The 12,047-nt window shown below is 66.8% G+C and carries 10 protein-coding genes; 4 read left to right on the plus strand and 6 right to left on the minus strand.

Annotated elements, in window-relative coordinates:
• Positions 1-84: 84 nt before the first annotated feature.
• Together OIU93_RS05060 and OIU93_RS05065 are read left to right on the plus strand one after the other, a co-directional pair.
• A complete protein-coding gene (locus OIU93_RS05060; protein WP_264268999.1) occupies positions 85-336 on the plus strand; it encodes a hypothetical protein in 252 nt (83 codons plus the stop codon).
• A gap of 54 nt (positions 337-390) precedes the next feature.
• A complete protein-coding gene (locus OIU93_RS05065) occupies positions 391-843 on the plus strand; it encodes a carboxymuconolactone decarboxylase family protein (protein ID WP_264269000.1) in 453 nt (150 codons plus the stop codon).
• On the opposite strand, the gene OIU93_RS05070 is transcribed toward OIU93_RS05065, so the two are convergent.
• Entirely contained in the window at positions 840-1,490 is a 651-nt protein-coding gene (locus OIU93_RS05070) for a response regulator transcription factor (RefSeq protein WP_264269001.1), read from the minus strand. The genes OIU93_RS05065 and OIU93_RS05070 overlap by 4 nt on opposite strands.
• The gene (locus OIU93_RS05075; protein ID WP_264269002.1) at positions 1,478-3,442 is read right to left on the minus strand and encodes a histidine kinase; all 1,965 of its coding nucleotides are present in this window, start codon (positions 3,440-3,442) and stop codon (positions 1,478-1,480) included. Before OIU93_RS05075 ends, OIU93_RS05070 begins: the two co-directional genes overlap by 13 nt.
• A 154-nt stretch (positions 3,443-3,596) precedes the next feature.
• On the opposite strand from OIU93_RS05075, the gene OIU93_RS05080 reads away from it, so the two are divergent.
• Positions 3,597-4,337: a hypothetical protein gene (locus OIU93_RS05080; RefSeq protein WP_264269003.1), complete on the plus strand. Its 741-nt coding sequence runs from the start codon at positions 3,597-3,599 to the stop codon at positions 4,335-4,337.
• A 163-nt stretch (positions 4,338-4,500) separates the two neighbouring features.
• On the opposite strand, the gene OIU93_RS05085 is transcribed toward OIU93_RS05080, so the two are convergent.
• Positions 4,501-4,878: a glyoxalase superfamily protein gene (locus OIU93_RS05085; RefSeq protein ID WP_264269004.1), complete on the minus strand. Its 378-nt coding sequence runs from the start codon at positions 4,876-4,878 to the stop codon at positions 4,501-4,503.
• Positions 4,879-5,094: 216 nt separating this feature from the next.
• Here OIU93_RS05085 and OIU93_RS05090 point away from each other — a divergent pair, with 216 nt between their 5' ends.
• The gene (locus OIU93_RS05090) at positions 5,095-6,204 is read left to right on the plus strand and encodes an ATP-binding protein (RefSeq protein WP_264269005.1); all 1,110 of its coding nucleotides are present in this window, start codon (positions 5,095-5,097) and stop codon (positions 6,202-6,204) included.
• Between the two features lie 18 nt (positions 6,205-6,222).
• Here OIU93_RS05090 and OIU93_RS05095 read toward each other — a convergent pair whose 3' ends face one another.
• The 3 genes from OIU93_RS05095 to OIU93_RS05105 form a co-directional block, all read right to left on the minus strand.
• On the minus strand, positions 6,223-9,795 hold the full coding sequence (locus OIU93_RS05095; protein ID WP_264269006.1) for a DNA polymerase III subunit alpha: 3,573 nt from the start codon (positions 9,793-9,795) through the stop codon (positions 6,223-6,225).
• Positions 9,796-10,053: 258 nt separating this feature from the next.
• Positions 10,054-11,418, minus strand: a complete 1,365-nt coding sequence (locus tag OIU93_RS05100; RefSeq protein ID WP_264269007.1) for an NAD(P)/FAD-dependent oxidoreductase — start codon at positions 11,416-11,418, stop codon at positions 10,054-10,056.
• Positions 11,419-11,560: 142 nt separating this feature from the next.
• Positions 11,561-11,872, minus strand: a complete 312-nt coding sequence (locus OIU93_RS05105; protein ID WP_217387869.1) for a hypothetical protein — start codon at positions 11,870-11,872, stop codon at positions 11,561-11,563.
• Between the last annotated feature and the right edge of the window lie 175 nt (positions 11,873-12,047).

Raw genomic sequence — 12,047 nt, forward strand, 5'->3', positions numbered from 1 at the left:
GCAGGGTTGGGGAGCCAACCTTGGTCAACACAGCCGCTATCCAATGGAGTCAGCCAAGGTTAGGGCCTCAACCCTGGCCAACCCTTGCTCGCGGTCGAAACGACCGCGCGGCGCCTGAATCCCAACGAAACCGCCGCCAACTCGGGGAACCAGAAGCTCGTTGATGCGGGAGCGCTCAAATTCGGTGGGCGCGGGAAACACGATCAAGCGTGGAACGCCGCCGACGTCACTGCGGAGGCAGAGGGTCTCATGCAGCGCATCGGCGAATATCGCGAGAACCTGTTGATGCCCAATATACGGGCCCATCTGTCCAAACGCGGGCTGCCGGGTTCCTGAGGCCGGCATTCAGCCCCTCTACTACTTGTCGACAAGCCGGGCTAGCATCTAGTCATGGAACCCAGGGTTAATCTCAGCAAGTCCGATCCTGCTGCGTATGCGGCGCTGCTCGCCATGAACAAGGCCGCCAGCGATTCCGCCGATGCCGCGGGAATCGATCCCAAGCTTCGCGAGCTGCTCAAGGTGCGGGCCTCGCAAATCAATGGCTGCACCTATTGCCTGCGCATGCATACCCGCGACGCCCTGAAACTCGGCGAGAGCACCGACCGCCTGGCCTTGGTCTCGGCGTGGGCCGACTCCGAATACTTCACGGCGGTGGAACGCGCGGCCTTGGCATTGTGCGAGTCCATCACCTTGGTCTCGGTGGACCACGTCCCGCATGGGGTGTACACCATGGCCAGGGCGGTGCTTTCCGACGAACAGATCTCCGCGGTCGCCTGGCTGAGCGCGGCGATCAACATGTTCAACCGGGTTGCGATCACGTCCCGCTACCCGGTCAAGCCCTAGGTGCGTCCCTGCGCCTGCAGGTAGGCGATGACCGCCAGGACCCTGCGGTGGTCCTGCGCGGCCACGGGCAGCTCGAGCTTGGCCAGGATGTTGCCCACATGTGTCTCCACGGTGCGTTCGGTCAGCCACAGGCGCTGGGCAATGCCCAGGTTGGTGCGCCCCTCGGCCATCAGCGCCAGCACCTCGCGCTCGCGCAGGGTCAGGGATTCCACGGTGCGGTTCGTGCGTGCCGCGCCGATGAGTTCGAGAACCAGTTCCGGATCCAGGGCGCTTCCACCCTCCCGCACCCGGCGCAGGGTGTCCAGGAATTCATTCACGTCCAGCACCCGGTCCTTGAGCAGGTAGGCAAAATATCCACCGGGGACCAACCGTGCAGTGTGTTTGGTTTCGATGCGCTGGGACAGCAGCACAATGCCAAGCCGGGGAAACTCGCCGCGCAGCACCACGGCGGCGCGCGCGCCGTCGTCGCTGAGATCCGGCGGCATGCGCACATCGCAGATCAAGACGTCGGGTCCCAGGGCCCTTGTTTGCAACACTGCCGCCTCGGCATCGCCGACGGCCGCGAGCACCTCGTGCCCGGCATCCACCAGCAGGTTCGCAAGCCCCTGGCGAAAGAGCGCGGAGTCCTCGGCAATCACCAGCCGCATGGCAGCACCGCCTCGATGGTGGTGCCGCAACCGCTCTCGCTGCTGACAACCAATTTTCCGCCCAACGCGTTGACCCTGTCGTCCAGCCCGGCAAGTCCCCCACCCGGGGTGCTCCGGGCTCCGCCGCGGCCATCATCACTGACATACAGCCTGATGGCCTGCCCCTCCGACCCCAGTCGCACGGTGATGCGCTGCGCCGCGGCATGCTTGTTCGCATTGTGTACCGCCTCCGCGGCCACGAAGTAGGCCGTCGCGCCAACAACCTCCGGCACGTCGGCCAGGTACCCGTCAATGTGCAGCGACACGGGGGTCGGGGACCTGCCGCTGAGTTGGCGAAGTGCGGCCTCGAGCCCCTCGTCCAGGGCGCTGGGCCTGATGCCGTGGGCAATTTGCCGCAATTCGGCCACCGCGGTGGCCAGTTCGGCGACCGCGGCGTCAAGCTGGGCGGCAAGTTCCTGGCCGTTGGCCGGCAGCCGCCGCTGCATCAGCCGAAGTCCCATGCCCAGGGCAACCAGCCGTTGCTGCGCACCGTCGTGCAGGTCTCGCTCGAGGCGCTTGCGTTCGCCGAGCGAGGCCAAGAGCAGGCGCGTGCGGCTGGCATCAACTTCGGCCAGCGCCCCGGAAAGTTCAACCTGCTGCCGCCCCATCTCCAGCATCAGCGCCAGCGCCCTGGTGGCCTCGGCGTTGAACACCCGGCCGCGCCCCGGACCCGGAATGAGGATCCCGGAGACCTTCCCGGACAGGGCCACGGGTATCCCGGAGTCCGCCCCAAGCCGGGAACCGCTCGCATCGCAAAAACCGTCGCCGGACGAGAGGGCATAGCCGATCCGCAGCTGGGGGTCGGCGGTGGCGGCGCGCAGGATCCCCTCGAGGTCCGCAGGCCGTGCCGCATTGGTGAAGACCCGGTTTTCAAACGCCTTCAGGGTCTCGACGAGGCGCTCGTGCTCGGCGTAGACCAGGCGGCCGATCAGGCGTTGGATGCGTGGCCGCAGCGCCATCAGGACCACTGTCCCCGCGGCGGTGCCGGCCACGACCAGTGCCATGGCCGGACGGGACCCAGTCCCGGGCCACCACATCAGCAGCACGGCCAAGGCCACGACGGCACCGAGCACCGCACCCACGCCCATCGCCGAGACCAGCACGCGCCCGGCGTCAAAGAGGTCCTCGTGCAGAATCGCCAGGCCGATGGCAGCGGGGATGAACAGGTACATGGCCGCCAGCCCGAGCATCACGATGGATTCGTTGCGGTTCACCAGGTAGCCGGCCCAGCACAGCAGCAGGGTTGCGGGAATGCCGGTCCCGGCCAGCGCCAGCCAGCGGATCTGGTTTCTTTCGGCGGGATCGGCCCGCCTGAATCGCCTGCCTAGGTCTACGACGCTGAGCACCAGGAGGGCCAAAAAGCCCGGCAACAGGGCGACGGCGGCAATGTCTGCACCGGGCACCGAACCCAGCCCCCGGTGCTGCTGCTGAAATGGATCTCCATAGGGTGAGGGGCTCAATGCCGCCAAGACCCCGAAGGCCGCCGCGACTGCCGCAAGCCCGGCAGCCAGTCGCCGGGCGGACCGATCACCCAGGATTCCAGAGGGAAACACCAGGAGCATCAGCGCCCACGGCAGGTAGAGCAGCATCCAGGCACCCTGGGCCAAGGAGATCCACAGGCCGTTCACCGGGAGGGCACTGGATGCTTTCGCGGCTGCGAGATAGGTGTCGGTGCAGCCCACGGCGAGGATCACCAGCCCTGCGCAACCCAGGAGCGCGCCCACGCCCTGGCGCGGCAGGCGACGGGTGATGAGGTGCCCCAAGACGAGCGCGGGCAGGGACATGAAGATGCAGAGCCCCAGCCAACGTGCGGCGGGCGCATCCACGCCGGAAGTCAGCGCCCATGCCGCCAACGACAACGACACCGCCGCCAGCGGAAGCACTGCAATCGAAACCGCGCGGGCCCATGCCATGGGCACAGCATAAGCCCGGATCCATGGTTGGGCCCTCCGTGCCAGCACCGAGGTTTTTCAGGTGCCCTCCACGATTCGTGCTGCGCCGCATCCGCCCATGCTGGGGTTGTGGCTGACGAACCCATCGCCGCCCCCTATCAAGGAAGGCAAGACCATGACACGGATGAACGAGGTGCGCGCCGAGTCTTCGTCGCTGGCTGCGGCGCGGGACATGCGCACCTTTTGGCGGATCGCCGCCGCCCTGGTCATTACGCTCGGCCCGCTGGGAATCCTCGTGATCCGAGCCATCATGCCGTACTGGACCACCGATGCCCCGGCGTCGGTGGTGGCCCAGTCCCTGGCCCATGGGTCGACGTTGGACTTCATGGTGTGGTCCGGACTCTTCTTCGCCCCGGCATTGCTGTTTGGCGTTGTGGCGATCGCATATGTGGCCAGGCGGGGATCACCTGCCTTGGCCACCATTGGCGGCGCGCTCACGTTTGTTGGATGGAGCATGGGTGCGACCACGGTCAACATGGACTACTTGGTCTCGCAATTGGGTGCCAGCGGTTTCGGCCAACCGAGCATTACCGCGATCGGTGTCGCACTCCAAGACAGCACTTTCGCGGCCGTGGGAGGAATCATCTGGCTCATTGGACACATCGGGGGCATGGTGCTGATTGGCATTGCGCTGGGGCGGGCCGGAATCATCAAATGGTGGGCGGCCATTGCCCTGATGGTCTCCCAACCGTTCCATTTCATTGCGGCAGTGGTGATTCCCAGCAGGCTGCTTGACGTGACGCTAGGCTGGGGCTTGACGACCGTGGCGAGTTTCATGGTGAGCCTGGCCGTCCTGCGCATGGGCAACGGCGAATGGGACCTGCCGCCCAGCAAGCGGGTTACCGGCCGACACTAAGTTGGACGCGAAATTGACGGATCGCCCCGGCCTTCACCGTCCTGGTGAGGAATCGGGGCCTTCCTATTGCTGCGGCTCGTTCCTGCGAAACCGCAGTTCCCGCTCCGTCCCTCGAAGAACCCGCAACAAGGGCCTGACCGGCAATTTGCTGCCGGTTGAGTGGCTATCCGTTCGGCCGCTGCGGCAGGTATTGCACCGCCCACTTGTTCCCGTCCGGATCGGCAAAGTGAACGAAATGCCCCCACGGCTGGATGTCGATGTCGCTGACATCCACGCCGTTGGCCTTGAGCTGGTCGTGGGCGACCTGGATGTCGCTGACCACCATCTGCAGGCTGGGTGCGGTCCCGGGCGCCGCATCGTTCAGTCCCTCGCCAATGGTGATCGAGCAGGCCGACCCCGGCGGGGTCAGCTGGACGAAGCGGATCGACTCGGTGGGCCGCTCGTCGTAGTCGGCATTGAACCCAACCTTGTTCACGTAAAAATCCTTGGCGCGGTCCACATCGGACACGGGGACAAACACAAGCTCCAGTTTCCAATCCATGCTGCACACGCTAACGCCGCCACGAAACCCGTGTAAAGAGGTTGCGGGATTCACCGAACCCGTGCGCGGCGAAGCACTCGATGGCAACGTCGCGCAACCGGGCCCATTGGGTCAGATCCTCGCTGCCCGGTTGTATGGTCAGGCTGGCTGCGTTGTGAATAGATGTGTAAAGTGTGAATAAATAGAATTCACACCATTTCACCGGCAGGAGATCCGATGCCAGGCTTGCAAAACCCGTTCCGGCCGACCTTCGGCAGGACTCCCCCGGAGCTGATTGACCGAAACGACACCTTGGAAGAGTTCGAATACGGTCTGCGCATCCGATCCGGCGTCCTGGGTTTGCTGAGCATCATCACCGGGGCCCGCGGCGTGGGGAAGACCGTCATGCTCAACGAGGCGCAGGGGCTGGCGCAGGAGCAGGGCTGGGCCGTCATCTCCGAGACTTCCACCGCAGGCTTCCTGGCCAGGATCGCAGACTCCGCACTCCTCATCGATGAGGAATTGGGTGACGGCCCGCCACCCAGGAAAATTCTTGCGTTCTCGGCCGCCGGCTTCGGGGTCACCACGCAGCTTCCCCGGGAGCGCCAGGTCGAGTTCCGCAATCTCGGGGCGAATCTCTTGCATCGCCTGGATGAAAATGGCACCGGGCTGTTGATCACGCTGGATGAAATCCAGGACGCCGACCGCAGTGAATTGCTGCAGCTGGCCGCCGTCATCCAGCACTGGGTGCGGGACGGGCTGCCCATCAGCTTCGTTTGCGCCGGCCTGCCGGCTGCGATCTCCGACATCCTCAACGAAGGCGTGGCGACCTTCCTTCGCAGGGCCGACAAGATCGACCTGCACTCCGTCGAGGTTCGGGATGTCAGGGATTCCTACGCGCGGCAATTCTCGGCGGCCGGGATCCGGTTTCCCGACGGGTTCCTGGAAGAGGCGGCCGAGGCGAGCTTCGGCTACCCATTCCTCATCCAGCTGATCGGCTACTTCCTGTGGAAGGAAGCCGAACGGGGTGGGGGCGCGGTTGACCGGGAATCAGCGGACAAGGCAGTTGCCGCGGCCCTGAAGCGAAACATCCGCATGGTTGTCGGCCCGGCCATCTCCAAGGCCTCCGACCGGGACATGGACTATCTCCGGGCGATGTCCCGCGACAACGGCCCGTCCAGCACCGCCGCGGTGGCCCAGCGCATGAAGGCCTCGCTGCAATTGGCCGCCAACTACCGCGCCCGTCTCATTGAGGCCGGGCTGATCGAACCGGCCGGACGCGGCGAAGTCAGGTACTCGATTCCTGGATTGCGCGAACACCTGCGCAACGGGGAACGTCTCGGCTAGCCAATAACCCCGGCGCAATCAGGCACCCAGATAGCCGCGGGTGTCCAGGTCCTCGGCGGCCATGCGTTGGGCCAACGACATCCCGGTGTGCTTCACGGCAGGCCCGGCGGCGGAGGACCCGAAGTCCTCGTTGCGCGCCCTGGCGGGGTCGGCCAGGTAGCCCGAAGCCGGCAGCGTGCCCTTTTCCGACAGGTCCCAGGCATCGAGCGCCTGCAGGCTGATGCCGCGAGGCCCGGTGCGGCGGGTGAGCCCGTGGATCAGCAGCAGGCGGGTGGAGAAGAGCAGCGGGCCGCAACGCCGCTGGGCCTCGTGGAAGAACGTTGCATCGACGCAGCCGGTGCCGTCGTCCACCGAGATGAACACGACCCGTCGCCCGCCGCGCATCGGCGGGGTCTGCGTGGCCACCCGCACCCCGGCCACCAGGACCTCGGTGCCGTTGCGCATGCCCAGCAGGTCCTGCGCGCGCGAGACGCCCAGGGAGTCCAGCAGCGGGGCGTGGGATTCCATCAGGTGCGCACTGACATCGATGGACATCAGGTCCAGCTCGGTGCGCACCACCTCGTCCAAGGGCGTGTGCGCCGCCCCGATCGCCATGTTGGAAAGCTCCACGTCCCCCAGCGGCAGGGCAAGCTGCCCGGGAATCGGCCGGTAGCGCTGCGGCAGGGCCTTTCCCGGTCCGGCACGCAGGTGCTCAACCAGGTCGGCACGGTTCCCGCGCCCGACATCGGCCTGCAGCGAATCGAAGGCGCCCAGCGCGGCAAAGTGGTTCAGCGAGGTGCGGGTGAGCCCGGAGCGGGCCCGCACGTCGGCGATCGAGTCGTAGGGCTGTCCGGCCGCCACCCGGGAAACCTCGCGTTCGGAGACCCCGCGGATCCCGCGCAGGGAGATCCTGATGCCGAATCGTCCCGGGGGCGCCGCCCCCACGGCCCGCGGCACCACCGGCAGCTGCGCCGGAGGCAGCAGCCCGTCGAGCCTTTCCACCTTGTAGCCGGGCGCGGAGCGGTTGATGTCCAGCGGCAGGATTTCGATGCCCATGCGCCGGGCCTCGGCCACCAGCAGGCGCTTGGGGTACATGCCGGGGTCGTGTTCCCAGATGCCGGCCAGGAAGGCCTCGGGGTGGTGGGCCTTGAGCCAGGCCGAGTGGTAGGTGGGCACGGCGAAGGCCGCCCCGTGGGCCTTGCAGAACCCGAAGGACCCGAAGGCCGCCAGCGTGTGCCAGACCTCGTCGATGACTTCCAGGGAATAGCCGCGCCCCAGTGCCCGCGAGCGGAAGAGGGACTCCACCGCCGGCTCCGCCTTCGGGTTGCCCAGCAGCCTGCGGTAGACATCGGCCTTGGCCAGCCCGCAGCCTGTCATCACGTGGAAGATCCGCAGCACCTGTTCGTGGAAGACGGTGACCCCGTGGGTCTCGGCGAGCGCGGGTGCCAAATCCGGGTGGGGGTATTTTTCGGGTGCGAATCCGTGGCGGTTTTCCAGGTAGGGCTTGACCATGTTGGATTTCATGGGTCCGGGGCGGAAGAGGGAGATGTCGATGATGATGTCGTTGAATTCCCTGGGCGCGAGCTTGCCGATGAGTTCGCGCTGTCCGGGTGATTCGATCTGGAAGCAGCCCAGGGTGTGGGTGGAGCGGATGAGTTCGAAGGTGGGTTCGTCGTCCAGTGGGACCAGGGCGAGGTCGATGGCGCCGTTGGGCAGGATGTAGTCGGGGATTTCCCCGGGCTTGGCTCCCTGGTGTCCCCCCGCCTTGGCGACTGCCTGTGCGTCGGGGTGGAGGCGCTGGATTTCCTCCAGGGCGTAGGTGATGGCCGATTGCATGCGCACCCCCAGCACGTCGAGCTTGAGCATGCCCATGGGGTCCATGTCGTGCTTGTCGAATTGGCTCATGGGCAGCCCGATCCCGCTGGGTTCCACGGGGGTGCGTTCGAGCAGGTGCGCGTCGGAGAGGATGACGCCGCAGGGGTGCATGGAGATGTGGCGGGGCAGCCTGTCGAGGCGTTCGGTGAGGTCCACGAGCAGGTCGAGCTGTTTTTCGGTGCCGAGGCGGTCGGCGAAGGGGGCGAGTTCGGGTTTTTCCTCCAGGGCTTCGCGGAAGGACGAGGCGGAGAAGCGCCAGAGCTGCTTGGCGATCACGTCGATGTCTTCCTCCTCCATGCCAAGGGCCTGGCCGGCGTCGCGTACAGCCCCCCTGGCGCGGTAGCCGTTTTGCATGCTCATGAGGCTGACGCGTCGGTGCCCGAAGCGGTCGAAGATCTTTTGGTAGATGTTGTGGCGTTGGGCGGATTCGACGTCGATGTCGATGTCGGGCAGGGTGGCGCGGTCGCGGGAGAGGAAGCGTTCGAAGAGCAGGTCGTGGGCCAGGGGGTTCACCTGGCTGATGCCGATGAGGTAGTTGACCAGTGAGGAGGCGCCGGACCCGCGGGCGGCGGAGCGTATCCCCATCCCGGTGATCATGGAGCTGACTTCCGCGACGGTGAGGAAGTAGGGGGCGAAGCCGAGGTCGGAGATGGTGGACAGTTCGGCCTGGAGTCGGTGGCGCAGCGCGGGGTCGTTGGCATCGGCGGGGAGCAGCCGGGTGATTCCGGCTTCCGCGCGGGCGGCGAGTTCGCTGTCGGGTTCGGCGGTGATGCCGATGATGTGTGCCTCGGGGACCACGGGGATTCCCCATCCGGTGTCGGGGACCGGGTCGATCCGTGCCCAGTCGGCGAGCGCGGCGGTGTTGCGCAGCAGGGTGGCAGCCAGGGTGGAGTCGGAGGCGTAGCGGGCGATTTCGGTGGCGAGGTGGTGCATGTGCCCGGCGGGCTTGAGCCAGCCCTGCCCGTTGGGTTGGATGTCGTTGAGGGTTTCCAGGGAGCTCAGCGCCCGCGCGGAGTCCAGGACGTCGGCGGTTGCAGCCCCGTCGGGGTCCGTGTAACGCACGGCGTTGGTGAGGATGGGGGCGATGTCAGCGGAGGCGGCGCAGCGCAGCATGCGGATGGCGTGTGCGGTGCTGAGCCTGTCCCCGGGGTTGTTCAGGTGGGTGGTGATCTCCACCCGCAGTGCCTCGGGCCCCAGCAGGCTGCGCCAGGTGTGCAGGGCGGTGCGCGCCTGGGAGTAGTGGCGGTGTCCGGTGGCCAGGCCGATGTCGGAGCCCGGCCCCAGCAGGATGGTCAGCAGCACCTCCCCCTGCGGGCCCAGTGCATGGGTGGCCAGTTCCTCGCGGGTGATGCCGATGTGGCCCTGGGGCGCAGCCGTCGCCGGGGCTTTTTGGTGTGCTGCGGTGACCAGGCGGCAGAGTGCCGCGTACCCTGCGCCGTTGTCATGCCCCCTGGCCAGGGCGACGATGCGTCCGGCCGTGCGCATGGGCAGGGGCTTGCCGTGGGCGGCCCGGGGCGGTGCGGGTTCAAGGATGGCAAGGTCCACCCCGAGGATGGGGTCGATTCCGTGCTCGATACAGGCCTTGAGGTGCTTGACGCTTCCGTAGAGTCCGTCGCGGTCGGTGATGGCCAGGGCGTCCGCCCCGTCGGCGAGCGCCGCGGCGACAAGGTTCTCGGGCCAGGAAACCCCGTAGTGTGCGCTGAAGGCCGAGGCGACGTGCAGGTGGGTGAAGCCCATGCCGGTGTGCCCTCCTTGCCTGTTCCCGCTCCTCCACCTTTGTTCCATGCGCCCCGAGAGGGGGCCTGGCTGTGTTTGGGCTTGGGGTCCGGGTGGGCACCGCGCCCGCTGGAGGGATGACACCATCATATTAGAACGTGTGTTCGATTCAAGTCCCGGAACGACCCCACTGCGCAATCACGGTGGACAGGCAACCAGATCCCGCCACTGACCTGTGGCGGGATTATTCCGGTGAGAATGCCCACCCCGGCCCCGGGGCTAGATCCCCTCGGCGGCCCCGAGCCTGTCGAGGGCCACCAGATAGGCCTCGGAATAGCTGGGGAACTGCGGCACCGCGTCGCGCAGGACCCTCAGCGGGGTCTCGCCCCTGATGGCCATGGACGCCTGGTGGATCCATTCGCTGGCCTGCGGGGCAATGGCCCAGGCTCCGACCAGGACCCTGCGATGCCGATCCACCAGGATGCCAAGGTCCCCGTGCGGGTCTTGTTCGTAAGTCCACGGCCGGGCGATCGCCTCGGGCAGGTTGACCTGGATGGACACCGCGTCGATCCCGCGCCCCTCGGCCTGTTCGCGAGTGAGGCCCACGGCGGCGATTTCCGGGGCAGCGAACACCACGCGCGGGATCCCGTCATAGCTCGCGTTTCGGTCCCCGCCCAGGATGCAGTCGGCGACGATGCGCCCCTGGTACTTGGCCACGTGGGTGAAGGGCATGATCCCGGTGACGTCCCCGATGGCCCAGAGCCCCTCTGCCGCCCAGCAATGCTCGTCAACCCGCACGTTGCCGCGGCCATCGAGGGTCGCCCCCGCCGTGGCCACATCCAGGCCCTCGGTGCGCGGGGTGCGCCCGGTGGCGAAGATGACGGCGTCGGCCACGACCTCTCCGCCTTCGCGCAACGCCAGGATGCTGCTTCCATCGTCCCCGCGCCGCCCGACGGCCACGGAGCTGTTGGCCATGACCTTGACCCCGCGCTCGCGCAGGTACCCTTCGGCGAGCGCGGAAACCTCGGGCTCCTCGCGACCCAGCAGCCGCGCGCTGCGATTCAGCACGGTGACCTCTACCCCGAATCCGGACAGGAAGAACGCCGTTTCCAGGGCCACTGCGCTTCCGCCCACGATGGCCACCGAGTGGGGCAGCGTGTCGAGCGTATAGACCTCGCGGTTGGTCCAGGCGGTGATGTCGCCGATCCCGGGGAAGTCGGGAATTGAGGGCGAGGTCCCGGTGGCGATGATGATGTGGTGTGCCAGGTATTGTTCCCCGTTGGCCACCACGTGCCCGGGACCCGAGATGGAGGCCTTCCCGCGCACCACCGTTGCCCCGCGCCGGGAGTACCCCTCGGCTTGGGCGCTGTCATCGAGGTGTCGAGCCATGTAGTCGCGGTAGTCCCTGGCCTTCTCCCAGTCCAGGGTGCTCGAGGAGGCACCCGCGGCGCCGTCGGCCTCGATGTTCACCTCAGGTCCACGCAGGATCGTCTTGGAGGGAATGCAGGCCCAGTAGGCGCATTCCCCGCCAATGAGTTCGGATTCGAAGACCACGACCTTCTTGCCGGCGGTCAGCAGCCGATCGGCAACGACCTCGCCCCCGGGGCCCATGCCGATGATTGCCGCATCGAATACTTCTTCCATCTGAGCACTCCCGTGGTTAGGTTCCTCGCGGCCGCCATCCAGGCGCCTGCTCCCTAGCCTTGCACCTCGCCCCTCCAACAACCAGAGTCCACGGCCGCGAACCCGGTGACCGGCGCGGGGTCTTGTGGTCCGATCCTTCGCACTAGGCGCTCTCCCGGTAGGCCTCGGGCATGCGAATGATGCGCCAACGGCCGGTCTCAACCTGCCGGGAAACCTCAAAGGTGCGCAGCGGCCCCACGCCGGCGAGCTTGACCTGCAATTGCCAGACCTCATAGTCCACGAGTCCCGGCCCGCGTCCGCGTTCGGCGCGCAATTCCTCGGTCCACCATTTGCGCCGCTCGAACCAGCGCACCGGCTCGGCCGCCAGCTTGTATTCCCGACCCTGCCAGCGCAGGCGAATCGGCACCCCCGCCGGCGTGCAGTCAACTTCGATCGACTGGGTAAAGATTCCCATTCGCTCGCCACCTTCCCCTCGCACAAACGTGCCCGTTGCCGCCACACCCCGAAGAGGTGGGCGGCGGCAGCGGGCCACACCCATGCACTGAACCATTTTATTAGAAACTTTGTTCTATACAAGAGGAGACTAGAACGCATGTACGACGATTTGTTGTTTCGGGGCCCTATTGCCC

Source organism: Paeniglutamicibacter sp. ZC-3 (genome assembly GCF_025847175.2).
GTDB lineage: Bacteria > Actinomycetota > Actinomycetes > Actinomycetales > Micrococcaceae > Paeniglutamicibacter > Paeniglutamicibacter sulfureus.